This window comes from Arthrobacter sp. NPDC058192 (genome assembly GCF_042883665.1).
Lineage (GTDB): Bacteria > Actinomycetota > Actinomycetes > Actinomycetales > Micrococcaceae > Arthrobacter.
Window position 1 is genome coordinate 75,692 of record NZ_JBHVVJ010000018.1, and the last position, 22,361, is coordinate 98,052.

16 protein-coding genes are annotated in these 22,361 nt (G+C 63.1%); 13 read left to right on the top strand and 3 right to left on the bottom strand.

Annotated elements, in window-relative coordinates:
• The first annotated feature begins 57 nt into the window (after window positions 1-57).
• The 3 genes from ACFVVK_RS17405 (at window position 58) to ACFVVK_RS17415 (ending at window position 4,992) form a co-directional block, all read left to right on the top strand.
• Complete coding sequence (locus tag ACFVVK_RS17405) at window positions 58-468, top strand: cupin domain-containing protein (RefSeq protein ID WP_390269670.1); 411 nt, start codon at window positions 58-60, stop codon at window positions 466-468.
• Between the two features lie 1,515 nt (window positions 469-1,983).
• Window positions 1,984-2,742: a hypothetical protein gene (locus tag ACFVVK_RS17410; RefSeq protein ID WP_390269673.1), complete on the top strand. Its 759-nt coding sequence runs from the start codon at window positions 1,984-1,986 to the stop codon at window positions 2,740-2,742.
• A gap of 1,014 nt (window positions 2,743-3,756) precedes the next feature.
• The gene (locus ACFVVK_RS17415) at window positions 3,757-4,992 is read left to right on the top strand and encodes a CaiB/BaiF CoA transferase family protein (RefSeq protein WP_390269798.1); all 1,236 of its coding nucleotides are present in this window, start codon (window positions 3,757-3,759) and stop codon (window positions 4,990-4,992) included.
• Here the strand turns inward: ACFVVK_RS17415 and ACFVVK_RS17420 are convergent.
• Window positions 4,961-6,490, bottom strand: coding sequence for a PucR family transcriptional regulator (locus ACFVVK_RS17420; protein ID WP_390269676.1), 1,530 nt, complete (start codon window positions 6,488-6,490; stop codon window positions 4,961-4,963). The two genes, ACFVVK_RS17415 and ACFVVK_RS17420, sit on opposite strands and share 32 nt — an antisense overlap.
• Window positions 6,491-6,602: 112 nt before the next feature.
• Here ACFVVK_RS17420 and ACFVVK_RS17425 point away from each other — a divergent pair, with 112 nt between their 5' ends.
• The 5 genes from ACFVVK_RS17425 (at window position 6,603) to ACFVVK_RS17445 (ending at window position 11,471) form a co-directional block, all read left to right on the top strand.
• A complete protein-coding gene (locus ACFVVK_RS17425; protein ID WP_390269679.1) occupies window positions 6,603-7,991 on the top strand; it encodes an aminotransferase class III-fold pyridoxal phosphate-dependent enzyme in 1,389 nt (462 codons plus the stop codon).
• Window positions 7,992-8,022: 31 nt separating this feature from the next.
• Window positions 8,023-9,198, top strand: coding sequence for an acyl-CoA dehydrogenase family protein (locus tag ACFVVK_RS17430; protein WP_390269682.1), 1,176 nt, complete (start codon window positions 8,023-8,025; stop codon window positions 9,196-9,198).
• 62 nt (window positions 9,199-9,260) lie between these two features.
• Window positions 9,261-10,745, top strand: coding sequence for an aldehyde dehydrogenase family protein (locus ACFVVK_RS17435; protein WP_390269685.1), 1,485 nt, complete (start codon window positions 9,261-9,263; stop codon window positions 10,743-10,745).
• Window positions 10,746-10,926: 181 nt separating this feature from the next.
• Window positions 10,927-11,322, top strand: a complete 396-nt coding sequence (locus ACFVVK_RS17440; RefSeq protein WP_390269688.1) for a 3-hydroxyacyl-CoA dehydrogenase family protein — start codon at window positions 10,927-10,929, stop codon at window positions 11,320-11,322.
• Window positions 11,271-11,471, top strand: a complete 201-nt coding sequence (locus ACFVVK_RS17445) for a 3-hydroxyacyl-CoA dehydrogenase family protein (protein WP_390269691.1) — start codon at window positions 11,271-11,273, stop codon at window positions 11,469-11,471. The genes ACFVVK_RS17440 and ACFVVK_RS17445 overlap by 52 nt, the downstream gene beginning before the upstream one ends.
• Window positions 11,472-11,796: 325 nt before the next feature.
• Here the strand turns inward: ACFVVK_RS17445 and ACFVVK_RS17450 are convergent, their stop codons facing one another.
• Complete coding sequence (locus ACFVVK_RS17450) at window positions 11,797-13,404, bottom strand: helix-turn-helix domain-containing protein (RefSeq protein ID WP_390269694.1); 1,608 nt, start codon at window positions 13,402-13,404, stop codon at window positions 11,797-11,799.
• A 156-nt stretch (window positions 13,405-13,560) separates the two neighbouring features.
• On the opposite strand from ACFVVK_RS17450, the gene ACFVVK_RS17455 reads away from it, so the two are divergent.
• Both ACFVVK_RS17455 and ACFVVK_RS17460 read left to right on the top strand, forming a co-directional pair.
• Window positions 13,561-15,615 (top strand): hydantoinase/oxoprolinase family protein, encoded by a 2,055-nt coding sequence (locus tag ACFVVK_RS17455; protein WP_390269697.1) that lies wholly within the window; start codon window positions 13,561-13,563, stop codon window positions 15,613-15,615.
• A 3-nt stretch (window positions 15,616-15,618) separates the two neighbouring features.
• On the top strand, window positions 15,619-17,625 hold the full coding sequence (locus ACFVVK_RS17460; protein WP_390269700.1) for a hydantoinase B/oxoprolinase family protein: 2,007 nt from the start codon (window positions 15,619-15,621) through the stop codon (window positions 17,623-17,625).
• An 854-nt stretch (window positions 17,626-18,479) separates the two neighbouring features.
• Here ACFVVK_RS17460 and ACFVVK_RS17465 read toward each other — a convergent pair.
• Window positions 18,480-19,394: a LysR family transcriptional regulator gene (locus ACFVVK_RS17465; RefSeq protein WP_390269703.1), complete on the bottom strand. Its 915-nt coding sequence runs from the start codon at window positions 19,392-19,394 to the stop codon at window positions 18,480-18,482.
• A gap of 127 nt (window positions 19,395-19,521) precedes the next feature.
• Here ACFVVK_RS17465 and ACFVVK_RS17470 point away from each other — a divergent pair, with 127 nt between their 5' ends.
• The 3 genes from ACFVVK_RS17470 to ACFVVK_RS17480 all read left to right on the top strand — a co-directional run bounded on the left by ACFVVK_RS17470 (window position 19,522) and on the right by ACFVVK_RS17480 (window position 22,333).
• Entirely contained in the window at window positions 19,522-19,821 is a 300-nt protein-coding gene (locus ACFVVK_RS17470) for a Dabb family protein (protein ID WP_390269706.1), read from the top strand.
• A gap of 2 nt (window positions 19,822-19,823) precedes the next feature.
• Window positions 19,824-20,762 carry a cyclase family protein gene (locus tag ACFVVK_RS17475; protein WP_390269709.1) on the top strand — a complete coding sequence of 313 codons (939 nt, stop codon included), beginning with the start codon at window positions 19,824-19,826 and terminating at the stop codon, window positions 20,760-20,762.
• A gap of 194 nt (window positions 20,763-20,956) precedes the next feature.
• Window positions 20,957-22,333 (top strand): purine-cytosine permease family protein, encoded by a 1,377-nt coding sequence (locus tag ACFVVK_RS17480; RefSeq protein WP_390269711.1) that lies wholly within the window; start codon window positions 20,957-20,959, stop codon window positions 22,331-22,333.
• The last annotated feature ends 28 nt before the right edge of the window (window positions 22,334-22,361 follow it).

Genomic DNA, 22,361 nt, shown 5'->3' on the forward strand with positions numbered 1-22,361 from the left:
GCGTACAAGCTCGCAGCCGACGAGGGGACCGCACTGTGGTTCACGAACGCACTGGTCATGGTCAAGGCAGGCGGCCCCGAGACGAAGCAGCGGTTGACCGTTGTAGAGATTTTGCATCGGGCGGGCTACTCACCGCCGATGCACCGGCATTTGGTCGAGGATGAATCCTTCTACATTATTTCCGGTTCGGCTCTCTTCGAGAGCGACGGTGAGCGCTTCACCGTGCAAAGCGGCGATTTCGCCTTTCTTCCCCAAGGTTCCACCCACTCGTTTCTGGCGGGACCTCAGGAGCCCTTCCGCTGCCTGGTGATCACTGTGCCGGCCGGCTTCGAGACCTTCACCGCCGAGGTGGGAGTACCTGCAGCGCGGAGGGAACTGCCGGAACCCGCCCCTATCGACGGCGACGTACTGGCCAGCATTGCCGCCCGCCATAACATCGAGATCTTGGGACCGCCGCTTACTCCTTGACCTGCCCATCCTCGGTGCCGGCCGGCGGCGGCTGACCCTGGGCGCCGTGGATCGGCTGCTTACATTGCGGGAGTCATGGCTCAAGGGTTCAAAAACCCCTGAAAATTGTGGAGCTAAGGAGATTCGAACTCCTGACCTCTTCTCTTAAAAGGGGTCATTTTGGCGTATTTCAAGACCTTGTACTATCCCGAAAATCTGCGGAATCTAGGGGTTTTTAACGCCCCCCACGGTCAACGAGATGTCACTGTTTTTCATCGTTTTCGATGAGTAAACGATGAGTGGATTCGGCACCCTGACCGGACATGATCCGACCCAAAATCTTGCGGTTTGGCACCCACACGGCAACCGGCGGACGTGGGTCGTTCGTCGTGTTCGGGCCTCTCATTCTTCCACGACAGTTGAAAATCATCGACCGACCAGCTGCATCTTCTGTTTGGCATCCTGATATCCGATCGTCGCTGGGCGTGCCCTCCGCGCAACAGGGCGCTTCGCGCCGTTGGCTGCCCAAAACTTCGCTCGGCGCTCCGAAGTCGCTTATTTCCTCGCAAATGTTTGGACCGCTCACGGTTCCCCAAGTTGCACTCCGGCCCCTCATACCCAGCGATGGATCCCCTATCAGAACGCCGCCGAAACGAATGACCACGGAGCGTGCCGTCACCACCCCCGCACAGGCTGACGAAACGTCCGTTATCGGCGTCTTGACTACGGGAGTAGAAGTAGCTGCGAGGGCTCCTGTTCCATGACTAATCGGTGTTTCGCTGACGACCTGCCGAGCCGGACTCCGGCAACTCAAGCCGGGACGCTATTATTCGTAGGGCTTGTCGAAGTAGAGCGAATAGGGGCGCAGATGCAACACATACGTGAACATGCGGACTATGAGGCATTCTGCGCATTGGCGCGCTTGGCTCTGGAACGCACCGCGGATCGCCTACTCGCCAATTCGTTTACGGACCTGCTTTCGTTGGACAGCAGGTGGCACCCCAACGGCTTTGCGGTGTTTCATGTGGACGATCATCACGACCTTGGACAACTGCGCCTCCATGTTTGGCCGGACACTGAGAGGGTTAGGCGGCTCGACGACGCCCCGGTTCATACTCATGTTTGGCACCTCTGCAGCCGCATCTTGGTTGGGACCTATTCCGAGACTCTCTATGAGACGTCAGGTCCCGGGGTGAGCGGAACCACGGAATACCACAGCGCTGACATCGACTACCTAGTCGACAAAGATACTTTCACCGCGCACGGCAAAGCGTTTCTTCGGCCGGTTCTGACGACCAATGTTTCCGGGAGTGGGTTTCACGAGGTTCCCGCAGATGTCCCCCACGAAACGCACATAGGGGAAAGGTCATTCGTTGCGACTCTATTGCTCACATCTCCCCCAGTGTCGGCACGGGCCACAATGTACGCATCGGATGAAATCCGCCCGAGTACATACGAGCGTCCCGCACTCAGCTATGAGCAGAAGAAGGGGCTCCTTCGTCGTTTGGAGCAGGAACTCAGGATGAGGGTATCGCGTTGAGGGCAGTTCGCACCTGGGCACTACATGCACTTAAAAAATTCCTCAAGCGCATCGATTTCTGGGCCCTGATCGTGGCTGCTGCCTATTTCACGTTCGCAGGCTTGACGGGCAAGCGATACGAGGAACTAATCCCCATCATCGTTGCACTGCTTGGCTTGCTCGCGGTATCCCAATTCAGAAATCGTGCAGATGTCGTGGACGAGGTCAAAATGTGGAAACGGGAAAGGACTGGCCTCTTTTCGTCCAAGTTCCCGCAAAGATATTTGGATGCTCAATCCAACGTCTCACACAGCTACTTCTACACGGGTGCAACGATGCGACGCACGATAACGAACATGCACGAGCACCTCACGCGCATCCTGGAACACCGCGGTTCAGTTCAAATGCTCTTACCAAACCCCAGTAATGAGCGCCTGTTAGAGATAATTGCCGAGACTCATCCCACCAAGGATGCCCAAGGCATCAAGGCCGACATCGAGAATGCGCTGCGGCTCGCCCAAGAGCTGGAACCAGGCAAAGGCGACGTCAAAATCCGCACTATTGACTTCGTGCCACATATCGGAATCAATGCCATGGACGTCGACTTGCCGGACGCGTTGATCATGGTCCAGATGTACGAGTTTAAAGGGAAATCCGAACGTGCGCCGATCTTCCTTCTGGACAGAGATGACAAGGAGTGGTTCAAGCACTTTAAGGAGCAGATCGATCGCCTATGGGATAGCGGCACGGACTACCCGCCTACCATGTCGCTCTAGTCTCCGCAACCTTTGGCCATTGCCCGCGACGCGGCCATCGATACCGAACTCGTCAGCTTCACCATGGCCCTGGAACTCGTTTAGGGGAACCTCGGAGTCGCCGTCCCACCCGAATCGGCGGTCCGGGGGCACCCGGCGTCAGCCCACGCACCAGCGCCAATCACCAATCACCGATGCCGACCTGAACTGGAGGACCCAGCTCGACCAATCTATGGCACGCACGCTCCCCACAGCAGTAACCGTCCTGATTCAGGCGCTCACCGGCACGGCACCACCGGACTAGAATGACCGTCCTGGCATCCGTCTGCCAGCCGGGTTCTGGACATCGGCGCGTGCGGCCGGACGGGCGGCAGGACTTGAAGATCATGGGGTACGGGATGCTCAGCCACTTCGGCGGATCGTGGACGGTCCGCTGCGGACTCAGGTTGGACCGCACCCCAAGCTGACAGGTGGCGCCTAGGGTGTGGTCATCAGAAGTGAGGGATTTGATTTGCGGTCGACCTCGATCCCGGTTCCATCGTCCACAAGCGGGAAAACTTTCAGGCTTATCGACCCCTACTACTGCTAGGGGAGCTACCCTTACGGCTCCCAAATAGTATGCCGTGGATAGCCCGAATTGGCCCCAACAGCGGATGCAATCAGGGTCACGGGAACGAGTTTGTCGAGCTCAGCCAGGTTGACGAAATCTCCATTATCGGCTCTTGAAGATCGGCGAGGGAGGGCCACAGCGGCTCCGTCCGGCCGCAGGATAATGCCCGGATCGTTGGCGGCGTCATGCGGTATGGGTTGTACGAGAGACCCAGCAGCTTTCCGTGGCACTCAGGATGCAGAATTCACGAATTACCGGCTCCTTCAATTGTCCTCATTGGCGCATCCCTGTTGTGCGGAGCGACCAATACTTGGTCGGTTCATCCGATGTTCGGAGGGTTACCCCTTGTTAGGCTTCGAGTCCTTGATCCGGTGCCCGGGCATGATGGGCCGCGAGCAATCCACGAAGGGACCCCAATGACTCCGATGTCCGGCCCCCAGCCTGGTTCTACTAACGGGGACACCGCCCAAGGATTTGCTGACCTACCTGTCGGACCGCTGTCGGGACTGTTGGTGGCCGATTTCTCCCGTGTGCTGGCCGGCCCCTTGGCCACCATGACGCTGGCCGATTTGGGTGCCCGCGTGATCAAAGTGGAACGCCCCGGCGGTGGGGATGACACCCGCAGCTGGGGGCCGCCGTACTCCCCCACGGGGGTAACCTACTTTGAGAGCGCGAACCGCAACAAGGAGTCGGTCTGCCTGGACCTTGCCGACGCCGAAGACTTGCAACAGGCCCGGGAACTGGCCCGGCGTGCCGATGTCCTGGTGGAAAACTTCAAGCCCGGCGGGATGGCCAAACTGGGCATGGGGTATGCGGACCTATCCGCCGCCAACCCCGGCCTGGTCTACGCCTCGATCACGGGTTTTGGCTCCGCCGGAGGAGCCAATCTCATGGGATACGATTTCATCGTCCAGGCCTTGGGCGGGCTCATGAGCATCACGGGCGAGAATGACGGCAGCCCCACCAAGGTCGGCGTCGCGCTGGTCGACGTCCTGACGGCCAAGGACACCACCATCGGGATCCTTGCCGCCCTGGCGGCCCGGAACGTCTCGGGGCGCGGAGCCCATCTGGAGCTCAACCTGCTCTCCAGCCTGCAGGGCGCACTGGCCAACCAGGGCCAGGCCTTTCTCGGTGCGGGCCAGGTTCCGCACCGCATGGGGAGCGCCCACCCCTCGATTGTGCCGTATCAACTGCTCCAGTGCGCTGACGCGCCGCTGGCGGTGGCCTGCGGCAACGACGGACAGTTCGCCCAGCTTGCCCAGGTCCTGGGCGTTCCCGGGCTGGCCGGGGACCCGCGCTTTGCCACCAACAATGCCCGCGTGGAACACCGGGCGCAACTGATTCCACTGCTGGAGGAGGCCCTGTCCGCGTCCTCCGCCTTGATCTGGCAGGACAAGCTGATCGACGCCGGCGTCCCGGCCGGCCATGTGGCGGGCATCGACGAGGGGATTCAGTACGCCGAGTCGCTGGGGCTCGAACCGACCATCGAGGTCCGCAACGCTGCGGGCCAGCCGGCCGGGCGGCAGATCCGCCATCCCATCAGCTGGACGCCGGCATTCGCGGCACCCGCGGCGGCGCCGCCGTCGCTGGGCGAACACAGCCACACCGTCCGGGCGTGGCTGGCAGACGCTACACCCAGCGCAGGGCCAGCCAGAGGCTAGCTGCGACGTCAGGATCGTCCGGATCGGCCCGCAGCAGTTCCGTCGCGATTCCCATCCGGTGGCGCAGGGAGTTACGGTGGATCCCTAGCTCGCGGGCGGCACCCTCCCATTGGCCCCGGTGCCGGAGATAGGCGCGAACGGTGCGGACCAGATTGGCCCGTTGGTACCCCTGCAGCGCAGCCACCCAGCCCTGGGCCCGCGGGTCCAGGGCTCCTTCCGGGGCGGAGACAACCTGCCCGGCCGGCAGCGCGCGGGCCATGGCGGCCAGCTGCCCGGCCTCATCGTGCACGCGTTCCAGCGGCATCGGTCGGCTCAGCACGGCAGTGAGCATAGGGGTGCCCGCCTCGCCGCCGTCGTACGGGCCTGACGGCGCGTTGCCGTCGCCGCTGACAGGTGTTCCGGCGTCGCGGTGCTCCGTATCCAGCAGGTAGTAGCTGAGGCCGCCGGATGCATGGCGCAGCCGGCAGGAACGCAGGGCGCCGCTGGCTTCCGGCCAGCCGGTCCCGGCCCGGAGCCGCGACTCCAGGCCCTGGTCAATCCCAGAGGACGCCGCCGCGTCCCCGGCCTCGCCGTGTACTACCAGGAGACGCACGGCCCCGGTGGGCACGACGATGCCCAGATCCGGGGCCAGTGCCCGGCCGGCATCCACATAACCGGTGAGGAGGAGCTTTGTCACGGCCGCCCCGAGCGCGGCTGCGGTCGCGTCGCTCTCCTGCTGCTGGGCGGCCTTGAGCGAGAGCAGAACGCACACGGTCATGATCACCTGCCGGTCAGCCCGCGTCAGTTTGCGGCCGGCGCCGATGGCCAGGAACCCGGCCGTCCGCCGCCCCACCAGGACGGGATACTCTACGACGTCGGTGCCGTGAATCTGAAAGGTCGACGCCGAGTGCGTCACCGCCATGCCGAGCCGCGATGTCTCCCGGCGCAGCTGCCCCACAATTGCGTGGTTGTCTTGCGGCCACAGCGTTTCCGCCCCGCCGTCGACCGGAAGGAACGCCACCCAGCCGCCCAGCGCCTGGGCCAGGGCTTTGACCACGGATGGAAGCGCATCCGGCATAGTCGCCGCACGGGCCAGCGCTGTCTGCGTGCCCAGGCTGGCGGCCAGGTCCGCCTGGCCTTCCCGGCCTACGAGGTCCCAGTAGGCGCGGGAGACATTCATGAACGGCGTGCCGTCGGGCACCACCAGCAGCTCGAGTCCTGCTTCGGCGCAGGCGGCACTCAACGCCGGCGGCACCTCGTCCACGCCGGCCCCCAGGCCAAGGCCGAGGGCAGCGATGTTGCGCTCCACAAGGCGCCGGACGTAGGCCTCCACCTTGGTGGCCCCGCGGGAGACGGGCATGCCCGTGGTGAGGAGGAGTTCACCACCCTCCAGATACGGTGTGGGATCGTCGAGCTCGGAGATGTGCACGCCGGAGATCTGCCGCACGGCCACCGTGCCGCCGGCAGCCGGGCGGAGGTCGCTGCCGAGTCGGCTGTGCAGTTGGGCCAGGCTGATCACGGGGGGTCCCTTCCGAACAGACGCCGACTTTTTGGACAGTCTAACCAATTAGTGATCCACGGTGGACGGATCATCCAATGGCAGCCGGGAACGGGGACATTACTTTGTCTACATGACCAGTTCCGCTGAGAGCCTCCCCCAGACCCGCCACCTCGCCACCGCCATTCCCGGCCCCGTCTCCGCAGCGCTGCACCGAAAGCGGGAAGATCAGGTCAGTTCGGGTTTCGGCGTGGCCCTGCCCGTCTTCATCAACCGCGCGTCCGGCGGCGTCCTGGAGGACGTTGACGGAAACCGCATCATCGACTTCGCGTCCGGCATCGCCGTGACAAGCGTGGGCGCCGCCAACGCCCGGGTCCAGGCGCAAGTGGCCGCCCAGATGGACCGCTTCACGCATACCTGCTTCATGGTGACTGAATACGATTCCTTCACGCAGGTGGCCGGATGGCTGAATGAGCACACCCCCGGAGACTTCCCGAAGCGCACCGCACTCTTCTCCACCGGCGCGGAAGCCGTGGAAAATGCCGTCAAGATTGCCCGCGCCGCCACGGGGCGGGAGCGGGTGCTGGTGTTCGACGACGCCTACCACGGCCGCTCCCTGCTCACGATGGCCATGACCGCCAAGGTGAACCCGTACAAGAAGAACTTCGGCCCGTTCCCGGGCGAGGTCTTCCGCGCCCCCACGGCCACCCGGCTGTGGGCTGCAGGTCGCGAGGAAACCACCGCTGCCACCGCCCTGGCCGGCGTCGAGGCCCTGCTGCTCGAGAACGACCCCACGTCCTTCGCCGCGATGGTGGTCGAGCCCATCCAGGGTGAAGGCGGTTTCCTGGTCCCCGCCCCGGGTTTCCTGGCCGGGCTGCGGGAACTGGCCACCAGGCACGGCATTGTGCTGGTGATGGACGAGATACAGACCGGCATGGGACGGACCGGCACGCTCTTTGCCAGCGAGCACGAGGGCGTCGCCGGCGACCTCACTCTGACCGCGAAGGCCCTGGCGGGCGGCCTGCCGCTGAGCGCCGTCACGGGTCGGGCCGAGCTCATGAACGCCCCGCAAACCGGCGGCCTGGGCGGCACCTACGCTGGCAACCCGGTGGCCTGCGCCGCCGCCCTCGGGGTCTTCGAGGCCTTCGAAGACGGCAAGCTGCTGGCGAACGCCCTGACCATTGAGGCTACCGCCCGCGAAGTGCTGGAGCCCCTCGTGGACAGCACGGCCATCGTTGCGGAGTTCCGCGGCCGCGGTGCCATGCTCGCCGTCGAATTCGCAGATAAGGACACGCTGGAGCCGCGCGCCGATCTTGCGGCCCAAGTGGCGGCCGCCTGCCACCGGCAGGGCGTCCTGGTCCTGGTCTGCGGCACCCACGGCAACGTGATCCGGCTGCTGCCGCCCCTGGTTACCGGGCCGGAACTGGTGCGCGACGGCCTGGACGTGCTCCGCAGTGCGATCGTGGCCGCCAATGATGCCCAGAAAAACACTGCCGGCGCCACTGCCCTGTCAGCCGTCTAAGCCCAACCCCCGCACACTCCTGGAGAACACCATGAACGATTCCCATGACCTGCCGAACTCTGACCTGCTGAACATCGATTCCCTGTTCAGCGCCGAGGAACTGGCCATCCGGGACAAGGTGCGGTCCTTCGTGGACAGCACCATCAGGCCCAATATCGCCGCCTGGTATGAGCAGGCTGTCTTCCCGGTGGAGATCATCAAGGACATGGCAGGGCTGGGCCTGCTGGGCATGCATTTGAAGGGGTACGGCTGCCCGGGACGGTCCGCCGTGGAATACGGCATCGCCGCCATGGAACTGGAGGCGGGCGATTCCGGCCTGCGCACCTTCGTCAGCGTGCAGGGCTCGCTCGCGATGAGCGCCATCCACAAGCACGGCTCCGAGGAGCAGAAGAACCAGTGGCTGCCCAGGATGGCCGCCGGCGACGTCGTCGGCTGTTTCGGCCTGACCGAGCCCACCGCAGGCTCCGATCCGGGCAGCATGAAGACTTTCGCCCGCCGCGACGGTGACGGCTGGGTCATCAACGGCTCCAAGCGCTGGATCGGCCTGGCCTCGATCGCCGGGATCGCCATTGTCTGGGCCATGACGGACGACGGCGTGCGCGGCTTTATCGTGCCCACCGACACCCCCGGGTTCCAGGCCACCCCGATTGAGCCCAAGCTCTCCATGCGGGCCTCCATCCAGTGCGATATCGAACTGACCGAGGTCCGTCTCCCGGCCGTCGCGATGCTGCCGAATGCCAAGGGGCTACGCGGCCCGTTCGAGTGCCTCAACGAGGCCCGGTACGGCATCATTTGGGGTGCCATGGGGGCCGCACGGGACAGCTACGAGGCCGCCCTCAGCTACTCGCAGGAGCGGCTGCAGTTCGACAAGCCGCTGGCCGGCTACCAGCTGACCCAGGAGAAACTGGTCAACATGGCCTTGGAAATTAACAAGGGCATGTTGCTGGCGTTGCAGATCGGTCGGCTCAAGGAAGCAGGCGAGCTCAAGCCGCACCAGATCTCCGTGGGCAAGCTCAACAACTGCCGCGAGGCTATCCGGATCTGCCGCGATGCGCGCGCCATGCTGGGCGGCAACGGCATCACCCTCGGCTATTCGCCGCTGCGGCACGCCAACAACCTCGAATCGGTGCGTACCTATGAGGGCACTGACGAGGTCCACACGCTGATCCTCGGCAACCACATCACGGGCATCTCGGCCTTCCGCTGAGCCGCCGCGAGAACGCGGCGGCAGGACCGCCGGCCAGGACCGCCAGTAAAGGAACTCGGGCAATGAGCACAGCAGTCGAACTCCAGCATTACGTCGCGGGCACCTGGTGCCAGGGCGAGGGAGGCATCATCACTTCCGTCAATCCCGCCCGCCCGGCCGAAACCGTGGCGCGCGGCCTGCAGGCCGGCGCGGCCGACGTCGACCGCGCCATGGCCAGCGCCGTAGCAGCGAAGCATGGCTGGGCCCGCACGCCGGCCCATGAACGCGGTGCGGTGCTGCTGCGCGCGGCGGTGATCCTGGAGGCGAACGCGCAGGCCTGGGGGCTGGAGCTGGCCCGTGAGGAGGGAAAAACGCTGGCCGAGGGCCAGGGTGAAGTGCTGCGCGCCGCGCAGATCTTCCGGTATTACGGCAACGACGGCGACCGTGAGGCAGGGACGGTCTACTCCTCCCCGCGCCGGGGCGAGAAAATTTTTGTCACTCGCAAGCCGCTGGGAGTCGTTGGGGTGGTGACGCCGTTCAACTTCCCCATCGCCATCCCGGCCTGGAAGATCGCGCCGGCCCTGACGTACGGCAACACCGTGGTGTGGAAGCCGGCCAGCATGGTGCCGTTGCTGGCCATGCGGCTGACACAGGCTCTGGAGCAGGCCGGCCTGCCCGCCGGCGTCCTGAATCTGGTGATCGGCCCCGGGTCCATCGGGACCGCGCTGGTGGAGCATCCGGCGCTGGACGGGTTGTCATTCACCGGCTCCACCGGTGTTGGTCGCATGCTGGCCGCCGCGGCGGCGGGCCGGGGCGTGCCGATCCAAGCGGAGATGGGCGGGAAGAACGCTGCGATCGTCCTGGCCGACGCGGACCTCGAACTTGCCGCGGAGCAGGTCATGCTCGGCGCATTCCGCTCCACCGGGCAGAAGTGCACGGCGACGTCGCGGCTGATCGTGGCGGACGCAGTCGCCGATGAATTCCTCGCCGGGCTGTCCGCCAGGGCCCAGTCCCTGCTGGTGGGCGATCCCGCGGACCCGTCCACCCAGATGGGCCCCGTAATCAGCGGCGACGCCCGGACATCCATCCAGCGCGGCATCACCGCGGCGCTGGACCAGGGCGCCGGGCTCCTGACGGGGGGTGTGCCCTATGCCGATGCGGCACGGGCCGACGGCCACTTCGTGGCCCCCACCATCCTGGAACTGACGGGCGCACGCCGTGCGGATGTCTGGCGCGATGAGCTCTTCGGCCCCGTGCTCAGTGTCCGCCGGGCAGCCACAACGCAGGAGGCTTTTGACCTGGCGAACGACAGCGACTTCGGGCTCTCGGCGGCGCTTTTCACCCAGGATGTCACCCTGGCGCTGGAGGGTATGGACGAGCTCGACGTCGGAATCCTGCACGTGAACTCAGAATCGGCCGGCGCGGACCCACACGTCCCGTTCGGCGGAGCCAAGAAGAGCGGTTACGGACCCAAGGAACAGGGGCGGGCCGCAAGGGAGTTCTACACGCACACCACCACCGTGTACTTCCGCGGCGGCCGTGCCTTGGCCGGCGCACAGCCCGCGTAGCCCCACCTTCCTTACGGAACCGGCGTGACCATCCAGTCCAGCACCCCGTCACCCGTGTCCTCGTCATCGGCGGCGTGGGGTCCCAGATTGCCCTGACCGCCGCCCTGGCCGGGTACCCCACCACCGTCCAGGACCTGTCCGAAGCCAGCTGGACGACGTCACCGCCCGACTGCGTGACCGCATGGACAAAATGGTGGCGTCCGGCAGACTGGCTGCGGAGCAGGCCGGGCAGGCCCATGAGCTGTTGGACTTCAGCACCGACCTGAACGCGGTGGCACCCGCTGCCGACTTCGTCATCGAGGCCGCCACCGAACGGCTGGACATCAAGAAGGCCATCTTCGCCCGGCTCGGCCGGCTTGCCCCGCCGCACGCCATCCTGGCCATCAATTCCTCCACCATCTGTTCCTCCGCCGTGGCCGGGGCCAGCGGCCGGCCCGGACAGGTGTGCAATATGCACTTCTTCAATCCCGTCCTCGTCATGGAATGCGTTGAAGTAGTGCGGCACGCCGGAACGGCCAGGGGATCGTGGACACCACCCTTGCCTTCGCCGGCAGCCTGGGCAAGGCGCCGGTGCTGATCAACCGGGAGGTCCCGGGCTTCGTCGCCAACCGGCTGGTGGGCGCCGCGCAGCAGGAGGCACTCGCGCTACTGGCTGGCGGCGTGGCCAGCATGGAAGACATCGACGCTACGCAAAAACGGCGCTGCGGCTTCGATGGGACCATTTGAGCTGATCCACCAGGCCGACGAGAGATCCATTATCGGCCCTTTAGAAGAGGCAGCGACTTCGTAAAGGCCGCCTTGATGAGTCGGTGGACCTAAGTGCACCCCGCAAAAACAGGCGCCATGCGCCTTCCAGCGGTTGGTGGTGTCCCGAGAATGATCCCTGGCCGGCCTGTTACTTGCAGCAAGGGAAAATCATGCCGCCGCTGAACGGGTGACGGATCATCTGGACGCTCCTTCGGAAGTCGCCCCTTCCGTAATTGCGAGCTCCCGAAGTGCAATATCCTGACTTTTAACGTCTTATGAGTTCCCCCTTTATTACTCCACCTAATCACGAGTCAATGGCAGCCAAGGATGACGACTCGGACCTCAGAGCGATGATGTCGTCGTGACAGGCCAGATAGAGGTTCGTGATGACATGAGCGTTTGACAGAGAACCGCCGATAAGGGATTCAACTTTTCGCAGGCGGTAGCGGACGGTGTTGGGATGGACGAAGAGCCCGGCCGCGGTGGTGGCGACATCGAGGTCATCGGCGAAGTAGCGCACCAGAGTGTCTTTCAACTCCTGGTCGCCATCAATGGCACGTGTGAAGGAATTCAGTTTGCTTCTGTCTTTGGAGGAGAGCTTGCGGCCCAGCAGCCAGGTTGCCGGGTCAACATCATCCAAGCGCACTGTCCGTCCGCAGAGCGGTCTGCCGATACGAACCATGGCGTGTGCCTGTCTACGAGCTATGCCGGCAGCGGCTTCAGCTTCGAGGAAGGCCTCCGGCGTGGAAACGAGGTCCGCGAACGGCTCCGACAAGCCCACAAACACCATGTCACCCAGCAACTCCAGCCATGGTTCGAGGGCGACCGAATCGGACACTATTGCGTGAAATCCCGGTGGGCTGTCCGGGCTCCGTCCGTTCTCGGCCAGGAGCAGGCCAAGGCCGCTGGTCTCTCCGCGGCGCTGGAGCAGTTCAGCAACCACCGGGTCCATTACGGCATCGTCGACATTGGAGGCGACCAGGGCCCGCACATGCTGATACGGGATGAACCTGAAGGCCCGCATTCTCTCCCAGTGCCGGAATTCCCGGGCGGGCGCGACTCCGTCCTGGAGCATGGTCAAAAGTTGCATGCTTTCGTGACGGGAGCGCGTATCCGAAAACTGGGCAACACCGTGGATTGCCGCCAGAAGCCGCTGGGTGGTCTCCAGCAGCAACTCACCCAAGTCACGCAGCACGCGGTGGTTCATGCTGGCCACTGCCAGGGTGTAGCTCTCACTCTTGAGCACCGTGGGACTCACCATGGCGGCCCACCGCCCTATTTCAATCAGCTCCGCGACACTGTCACCCGCCTGGATCTCTTTCCAAATGAGATGAAGCGGGCCGTCACCAGACGACTCCACGATGCGGCCGGACGCGTCGTAGAGCACCGCGGTGCCCCGGCATGCGGTGGCTAACCGTGAGATAAGCGACTTGATTGGATCCTCCGCCGAGAGGCTCTGCATCAGATCGTTGCTCAGCCATAGTGCGCGCTTTTGAACGTAAGCATCCGGTGCGGTTTGTGACTCATTGATGTAGTTCTCGATGCGGAAGAACGGCACCTCATGGGCCACCGTGTATAGCGGAAATCCCACTTGGTGGCACGCGGTGACTAGCTGAGCCGGAACCTCCTCGAAGTACACACCGACGCCGAAAAACAGCGCAGCAACCCGGGCCTTCCGTAGCTCATCGACCAGCTTTACGGCCAATAGCTCCTCCAGCTGGGCATTCACGAACCGCAGGCCGGTGGTCAGCAATACCGTGTTGGGCGCGAGCCATTCCCCAGGGTGGTGGATGTCGCTGGTGTGGGCGCCGGTGATCACAATCTCCGGACGCCCCGGCACGATCGGGGACAAGCCAAGGTGGGCTTCAGTAACGACGTCATGCAGGGTGACGACGGGTCTGGCAGCAGTCAATAGGAGGCCTCCGACTAGGGCGTGCAATCGATCCGGAGAAACTTTTGGAATTTGTACAACGGATCCTGCGGATCATTTTACTTACGCCAGTGACAGAGATGAATGTCACAGCGGAAGGTTGTCCCTACCCCATTAATTCCACCCTGGAGGAACTAGATGTCCAATGTCAGAGTTGCCGTCGATGTGGGCGGTACCTTCACGGACGTGTGTATTTTCGATGAAGACTCGCAGCGCATGCGGGTCACCAAGGTACCTTCTACCCCCGCCGATCCCATGCTCGCCATCCTCAACGGGGTGGAGCGTGCTCAGATCAACCTCGAAGATGTCACCCTGTTTTCCCATGGCACCACCGTCGCCACCAATGCCCTGATTACCCGTAATTTTCCGGCAGCAGCCATGGTCACCACCAGGGGGTTCCGGGACGTAATCGAGATCCGTGACGGAACCAAGGACGACCTTTGGGATGCTTACAACGACGTAAGCGGCCCTTACATCCGGCGTCGCGACCGCTTCGAGGTCACGGAGAGGATCGATTTCGCCGGAAACGTCGTCACCCCTCTAGATGAGGCCGAGGCCCGCAGTCTGGCAGCAAAACTGCGCAAACGCGGCGTCGCCACCGTGGCCGTGTGTTTCATCAACTCCTACGCAAACCCGGAACACGAAATCCGGATGCGGAGGATCCTCGAAGAGGAACTTCCCGAAGCAACAGTGTCCACATCGGCAGAGATCCTCCCGGAGATCTTCGAACATGACAGGTTCAACACCGCTGTTTCGAACGCCGTTCTGGGGCCGCTGGTCTCCGGATACGTCAATCGGCTCGCGGATGAGCTCAAAGACGGCGGCTACGACGGCGACCTGCTGCTCCTGCATTCGGGCGGCGGTTCCATGACACCACGAATGGTCAAGCGCTACCCTGTTCGCCTCGCCGCGTCCGGCATCGCCGCCGGTGCGATCGCGGCCAAGCACATAGCCCAGCAGTGCGGCTACGAGAACGCGGTCGGTCTGGACATGGGCGGCACATCCACCGACATCGCGCTCGTCGCGGACGGAGAGCTTCGGATTACCAAGGAATGGCAGGTCGAGTACGGACACCCGATCGTCTTCCCCAGTATCGAGGTTCTGACGATTGGGGCAGGTGGAGGCTCGATCGCCCACATTGACATCGCCGGTTCGCTGCGCAATGGCCCACAGTCCGCCGGCGCGGACCCAGGGCCGGCGTGCTACGACATGGGCGGCTCCCTGCCGACCAACTGTGACGCCAACGTCGCTTTGAATAGGCTCGGATCAACGCTTGCCGGTGGAGCCAAGACCCTCGACAAGGGACTAGCGCAGACGGCGATCCAGCAGGTCATCGCCGAGCCCCTGGAGATGAGCACTGAAGAGGCTGCCCATGCCGTTTTGCAGGTCGCCAACGCCAACATGGCGGATGCCGTCCGTTTGATCTCCATCCGCCGCGGCTACGACCCCCGCGACTTCGCGCTGATCGCCTTTGGCGGTGCGGGGGCACTGCATGGGGCCGAGGTGGCCAAGGAATTGAACATTCCCACCGTTGTCGTCCCGCCGAACCCCGGTGTCACCTCGGCCATGGGTTGTCTTTTGGTGGACATCCGCCACGATCTGTCATCTATGTACACGGCCCTGGCCACTGAAGCCGACCCCGAGGACCTGGAAAAGCATTTCGCGTCTCTCGAAGCAGAAGCCGCCGCACGGCTTCGGCACGAAGGTGTGGCCGAGGAGAACTCGGTACTCCAGCGGATTATATCTATGCGCTACCAGGGACAGTGGCGTTCTCTTGCGGTCAATATCGGCTCGGGCGAGGGCGCCTTGGAGGAGGCCATCCAGGGCTTCCACCAGCAGCATGAACGGGAGTTCGCCTTCCGTCAGGACGACCAGCCCGTCGAAATTTACCAGCTGCAGCTTTCTGCCATCGGCAAGACTCCCAAACCGGCATTTGCCCCGGCGCGGCAACACGTAACTGAGCCCGGTGAGCCTGAGACGATACGGCCCGTGTATTTCGGAGAGGACGGCTGGGTAGACACCCCCGTGTATGACCGCACCAAACTCGGCGCCGGCGCTACTTTCTCCGGACCTGCCATCATCGACCAGCTCGACTCCACTACGGTGGTGCCGCCACGCACGACAGCCGAGATCGATGACTGGCTCAACATCCGGATCCACTTGACCGAATTCGCTACCCAGCAGGAAGGCTGACCCATGACCGATGTAGCCACCGCGCCGGACCTGCGCGCACCGCACTCCGGCGCCCGCCAGGCGTCCGGCCTTGATCCCGTCACCTTCGAGGTCCTCAAGAACGCGTTTGTCACCAGCGTGGATTTGATGAGTGAACAGATCCTCAGGACCTGCTACTCATTTGTCATTTACTCCCGCGATTTCTCGTCCGCACTGTGCGACGCCACAGGGAACACTGTCATGCAGGGCAGTGGCGACATCGCCGTGCATGTCGGCACCCTTCACTTCCAGTGCAAGGCCATCATCGAAGAATTCGATCAGGACATCCACCCCGGTGACGTTTTCGCCATCAACGACCCGTACAGAGGCGGGACGCACTTCAATGACGTCAGTTTCATACGGCCCATCTTCTCGGACGGTGAGATCATCGCGTACGCGCAGAACAAGGGACACTGGGCCGATATTGGCGGCAACGTGCCGGGCTCCTTCGACGTCAACGCTAAGGAACACTTCGGCGAAGGCCTGCGCATCACCCCGGTCCGGATCTGGTCGAAGGGGACGTTCCTGCACGACGTAGCCCAACTCCTCGTATCCAACACCCGCGCCCCCCGTCAGGCCATGGGTGACCTTCACGCACAGTCCGAGGCGACGGCAGTCTGCGAACGCGAGATCCTGCGGTTGGTGGACAAATACTCCAAGCAGACTGTGGTCGCTGCCATGCAGGAGACCCAAGACTATGTCGAACGGATCGTCCGACGCCGGCTGGAAAACCTTCCCCAAGGCGTTTGGGAAACCACCGATTACATCGACTTCGACCCGGGCAAGGGCGAAGGCCTGGTCCCCATCAACATCAAACTGACCCTGGACGGCAAGGGGATCCACTACGACCTGACGGGCTCCGCCCCGGCAGTCGAAACCTTTCTCAACTCGGGTTATGGAACGACACACTCTGCCATCTATGCAGGGACCAAGACCTTTTTCCCCGATGTGCCTCTGAACTCCGGCTTCTACGCTGCGGTCGAGGCCGTCATTGGCCCCGAGGGAACCGTGGTCAACGCCGGCTGGCCCTACGCCGTGACGGGCTTCTGTTCCGGCCCATACGAGAAGCTGATGAACGGCATCTTCGAATTGTGGTCCGGAATCATGCCCGAGCGCGCGATGGCGTGTGCGTTCAATCTGGAATACCTGCTCGTTGGTGGCCGCGATGGACGCACCGCCGAGAACCCGTACTTCATGTGGTACGACTGGATGGCCGGTGGTTGGGGAGGCCGCGCCAGCAAAGACGGCTCGAGCGCCACGGCACCGGTCTTCGGCCCGGGTCTCGCTGTCCAACCCGTCGAAGGCCAGGAACGTCTCTCGCCCGTCCTCACAACCGTCCATCAGATGGGCATCGACTCCGGCGGACCGGGGCGTTTCCGGGGCGGTCTTGGCATCGAGAAGGGCGGCACTTTGGTGGACGCCACAAATACCGTAGTCAGTTACTGCTGCGACCGCGCACGCTCCATCACCTGGGGCATCGAGGGCGGCCTCCCATCCATCCCGCATGGCGTATGGATGAACAAGGGCACCGAGCACGAGAAATTCCTCGGCTCCAACTTCTCGGCAGTACCGCTGCAGTCAGGAGATTCCTTCACCCGGCCCTCCGCCGGTGGCGGCGGCTACGGCGACCCCCTCGAGCGGCCCTGCAGTGAAGTTTTGGATGACGTCATCGACGAGTATGTTTCTCTCGAACGTGCTGCCAAGGACTACGGCGTGGTCATCCGCGAGATCGACAAGGACCTGGATCTCTTCGAAGTCGATGAGGCCGAAAGCAAGCAACTTCGCGAGCACATCCGCTCGCAGCGGCATGGCTGGTTGGGCGCCGATCCCGCACTGGTGTCCCAGCGCTACCGCGCTGGCGAACTGGACCTTCTGGACGTCATCCGCCGCCACGGTGTGATCCTGGACTGGGGAACTGGAGAGCTTTTCCCCCAAACCACCGCCCAGTTCCGTGCGAGTATGCAACGCCGCTCGGCCTCCAACTGGGCATGAAACAGCCGCACCTAGCGAGGCCTAGCTATACAGGAGACCGGCCCGGCGCCCTAGGTGCCGGGCCGGTCTCTCCGCCCCTTGGAGGCTGAGGTTCGTTAGGCGGACATGGCAGCTGACGGGTCCTGCAGCCGGTCGGCATCTTCCCGACGTGTGGGCAGTGCCTGATCTATGGTCACTGCATGAAATTGCGTCACGATTCCCGCGGCTGAACGGGCCAGCAGATTTCATGTCCGCAGTGATGATCGGTCCCCGGTGGTGTCGCCTCCGCCCGAGACGGCCGCGCGAGGCAGTACGATGGGCTGCGTTCCGTCAGGGATCTGAATGAAACCCACTGCGTAGCCGGCGTGGACAATGTGGGAAGGGCCAGGGCCGGCAATAAGGTCTGCTCCGGCCGCGGCCACTGCCCAACGGGGCCGTCTCAACGAAACGGCCCCTACGGTGGGCGGCGGGGGCCGGCTTCCGCTCACCCTTGACGGCCGCCAGACTACGGGCGGAACTCCTCGGCCGCTGTGCTGGGGCAGGCAGCGAACCCGTTGGCTTCCCTTGGGAGCAGTTCGTGCCCTGCGGCCAGTTGCGACCCCGGCGACCGCAGGGGCCGGTCAAGGACATATCGCCACCGCAAGGGTAGGGGCCGCAGAAGAGGGCTCTTTCGGAGGTTCGGTCTGCTGCTCGCTTAGCGGACTCCCGAGTAGCGCTGCGTCCGCCATCCCAGTTCCTCGGCGGCCCAGCATGCGGCAGCCGGCTCTGTCGGGGAAGTCTGCAGTGCCGTTGCTTGTACGGATGAATTAGCCACCAGGGAGGCACGGCGTAGATCCGTACCCGTGACATGCGTGCGGCCTGCTCGATAAAGAGCCTCACCTTCCGTTCTGGGTGATGATCTCGAGGAATGCGTGCGTCGCTGGACTGGGGTTGAAGCTGCTCCAGGCCACGTATTCGGATCGAGACGGCCCATCGGCAATAGCGATGCTGACCAAGGCGGGATGGCGGGGCACGTATCCGGCTGGAAGGAGAGCTACGGCCAGGTTGTGGCGAATCAGATCTACTGTGAGATCTGTGGCCATTGATTCGAAGGCCACTTCACGGTGTATGTTCGCGGCGGCAAAGGCCTGATCGCTTTCTTCCCGTGCGGGGGTGCCGCTGGGAAAGTCGGAGAATGTCTCCTGGGCCAGGTCTCCTAGCTGTACCTCGTGCGAGTCTGCAAGTCGGTGTTCCTGACTGACGACAGCAACCAGCGGGTCCGAGCCCAGATGCCGCCAAGCTACGCCGCGTGGTTGCCGGTTTTCCGGTAGCCCGAGCAAGCCAACGTCTAGATCTCCTCGAATAATCGCGGCCTCCAGTTCGTCGCTGCCCCCGACCTGCAGCATTATGTGGATCTGGGGATGAGCTTCTCGAAAGGCCTTAAGCGATGCCGAAACTTCGATTGCGGTCACTGTGGGAATGACTCCTACGCTTAGGCGTCCTGTTATGTGGCCGGCGGCCGCTGCGGCGTCCACAGCTGCCCGTTCCGCGGCGTGCAGCGTGGAACGCGCCGCTGCCACAAAGGCCGTGCCTGCCGGGGTAAGTTCCACGCGCCTGCTTGTCCGGTTGAACAAGGTGACGCCCAATTCTTCCTCTAGGCGTTTGACCTGGTGACTTAGTGCTGACTGCACCACGAAGCAGCGTGCGGCGGCCCGGGTGAAGTTGCCTTCCTCGGCCACGGCCACGACGTAGCGGAATTGTTGTAGCTCCATGCATTCATGATCCACATAGATAGGACCGATGACAAGCATGTGTTGGACTCATAGACGAAGTCGCAAGCAAGATTGCAATACACAAGAAAAAGACCACCAGTACACAAGGCGTACAAGCTATCGGAACGCAGCAGCGGTGGTCTTCAGATCGAGAAGGAGATCAGTTTTGATTAGGCACGTATTCATTTGGCAGGCAGCAGAAACGGCTGAAAACTCGGCCATCCTTGACCTTCTGACCCAGCTTTCCGACAAGCTGACCATGATTCGCAGCTGGGAACTGGGCGGCCACGTGGGAGAACCCAACGAGAACGGTGACCCTTGGGACGGCGTCCTGATCACGGACTTCGATTCCTGGGCCGACCTCGAAGCCTACTCGTCGGACCCGTTCCACGAAGAGATCGTACAGCAGTTGCTGCCCATGGTCCGCAGTCGCGCGGTTGTCGACTTCGTTCGCGAGGCCGAGTAACAGTGACGGCGAACATAGCAGAAGAGAAGGCCGGCATCAAGGTCGCCACCAGCCCCTATGGTGCTGACGACGAGCTCGGCGCGCTGAACACTCTTGCTCTGGCGGCCCAGGCTAATGCCTTGGGACGTGTAGATACGTCAAAGGTCTATGACCTGAGCGTGGACTACTTCGTTGGGATGCCCAGCTTCCAGGCGGCCGGCGACCCGTCCTACCAGATTTTCATGAGCCACACGCCTGATGGCACGGTGGTGGACAACCTGAACGGCGCCGGGGACCAGGTCAACCAGCACGTTTGTTACTCGGGCGATGTCGTGTTCCTGTACACCCACACGGGAACGCACATCGATGCCCTCAACCATTTCGGCGTCGACGGCGCCATCTACAACGGCTTCACAGCAAAGGAACACCTGGGGAGCCGCAACTGGACCAAGGGCGGCGTGGACACGATCCCGCCGATCATCGCCCGCAGCGTGCTGCTGGACATCGCCAAACTCAAAGGTGTCCAGTGCCTCGAGGACTCCTACGCCATCACGGTCGCGGATATTGAGGACGAGTTGCAGCGCACGGGTCTGACCATCGGGCAGGGTGACGTTGTTTTCGTCCGAACAGGTCGGATGGCCTTCTGGCCGGACGGCAGCAAGGCCCTTGGTAACCCTCCTGGCCTCAGCCTGGACGCTGCCCGTTGGCTCACCGCACAGGGAATCAGTGTCATTGGCGCAGACCAGGAGTGCGTGGAGGTTGGCCCAAGCCACCATGAAGACAACTGGCTTCCGGGTCACTGCCACTTCCTCGCGGAGGCCGGTGTACCGATGATTGAGCTGTTGAACCTTGAAGAGCTTTCGGCGGATGACGTCAACGAGTTCTGCGTGATCGCAGCCCCGATCCGTCTCAAGGGAGCAACAGGTGCGCCCATTCGGCCCATGGCTTTGAAACTGAACTGACTCCGCCCGATTAGAATCAGTCCAACCGTCCAGGTCCCCGCAGGACCTGAACAACAATCCAATTAATCACAGGTGAGCCCAAGTACGACTTGCAGATCGGAACTGGAGCGGGGGCAGCGCCTCCACACGTTTACGGTTTTGCGCAGCCGGTCACCATCACGGGCTATAAGTTCCACGTTTCAAAGGAGAAACTCTTGGATCTCAGGGGCACAAACAACACCGTCGAGGTGACGGACGCCTTATACCGAACTGGTTCCGACGAGGACCAGATGGGAAAATGGTCACTGCTGATGGCCTTCTACGGCATCGCCAGCGCCATGTTCATGCTCTACATCGGCTCGGCCATGGCGGTCGCTTACGGCACGGTGAACGCAATCATCGGCCTGGTGCTGACCATCGTCGTGTACAGCTTGATTAACCGCGTGCTTGCGAAGCACTCAATCAACAACCGCACCACGGTAGCTCGGTTCTCACGGACCATCTTGGGCAAGGCCGGCACCATCATTGCCAGCGTGATTCTGGCGCTCACGGCCATTTACTACGCCGTCTTTGAGGGCCTCATTATCGTGCACGCGTTCCGCACGGCTTTCGGCGGGGAAAACTGGGTCTGGAGCCTCGTGGTCGTGGCCTACTCCACCCCCCTGATCATGGGTGGAGTCCGGCGCTTCCTGGACAAACTCAACGGCTGGTTGCTTCCGCTGTACTTCCTTGGACTTGTCGTCATGGTGGCCTGGGCAGGCATCAAGTACGGGTTCTCGGATGCGTGGCTGACCCACACCCCCGGACCGGAGCTTCCCCTCGCTGCCGGTGGCCCTGGCTGGCTTGCCACCTTCGCGGCGTATTTGGGCGTCTGGGTGCTGATGATGTACGTCATGGACTACGCAGCGTTGGGCAAGCGCCAAGACACCGGCTTCCACACCAAGTTCACCTTCACCTGGGTTTTCTGGGTACTTACCTACGGTGTAAATGCTCTGGTTGGCATCTTCCTGACATTCACCATTCCCGGGCTGGATGGTTCGGAGGCGGGCCTCTCCGGGGGCTTGGTGAACTTGATGGGACCAATCGGGCTACTGCTCATACTGGTCTTCCAAACCCGAATCAACACGGCGAACTACTTCATGGGCGCAGCCAACGTGCAGGAATTCGGCGAACGACTGTTCCGCGTCAAGCTTCCGGCGGCATTCTGGGTGATCGTTTCCTCGGTAATCATCTACTTGCTGATGCTGCTGCCGATCATCCAGTACCTGCTCCTTGCTTTGGCCTGGCAGGGAGTTCTGGTCAGCGGGTGGGTCTCAATCGCCCTCACGCACATTCTTCTCAACCGGACACGGAAGGAAGAACACGGACTGCTCGGAGACGAGCACTACCGGCAGGTCCACTACCCGGGCTTGATCGCCTGGGCTGTGGCCACGGTGGTTGGTATTTTCCTCACCAGTACTTTCCCTTGGGGTGCGACCTGGGGCCCAATCGCAACCGTGGTTGTAGCCAGCGGTCTGTACGCAGCGCTGCGGGGAGCATTCAAGCAGCACAGCGCCCTGCATGCCCCCATGGAGGCCGGTACACCGGCATAGGCGGAAGCCCGGAGGCGGGGTAGTCCAA

Coding starts and splice junctions, on each gene's coding strand:
- ACFVVK_RS17405 (WP_390269670.1), top strand. CDS start 58: ATGGTCAAGGCAGGCGGCCCCGAGACGAAGCAGCGGTTGACCGTTGTA.
- ACFVVK_RS17415 (WP_390269798.1), top strand. CDS start 3,757: ATGTCCGGCCCCCAGCCTGGTTCTACTAACGGGGACACCGCCCAAGGA.
- ACFVVK_RS17425 (WP_390269679.1), top strand. CDS start 6,603: ATGACCAGTTCCGCTGAGAGCCTCCCCCAGACCCGCCACCTCGCCACC.
- ACFVVK_RS17430 (WP_390269682.1), top strand. CDS start 8,023: ATGAACGATTCCCATGACCTGCCGAACTCTGACCTGCTGAACATCGAT.
- ACFVVK_RS17435 (WP_390269685.1), top strand. CDS start 9,261: ATGAGCACAGCAGTCGAACTCCAGCATTACGTCGCGGGCACCTGGTGC.
- ACFVVK_RS17440 (WP_390269688.1), top strand. CDS start 10,927: ATGGACAAAATGGTGGCGTCCGGCAGACTGGCTGCGGAGCAGGCCGGG.
- ACFVVK_RS17455 (WP_390269697.1), top strand. CDS start 13,561: ATGTCCAATGTCAGAGTTGCCGTCGATGTGGGCGGTACCTTCACGGAC.
- ACFVVK_RS17460 (WP_390269700.1), top strand. CDS start 15,619: ATGACCGATGTAGCCACCGCGCCGGACCTGCGCGCACCGCACTCCGGC.
- ACFVVK_RS17465 (WP_390269703.1), bottom strand. CDS start 19,394: ATGCTTGTCATCGGTCCTATCTATGTGGATCATGAATGCATGGAGCTA.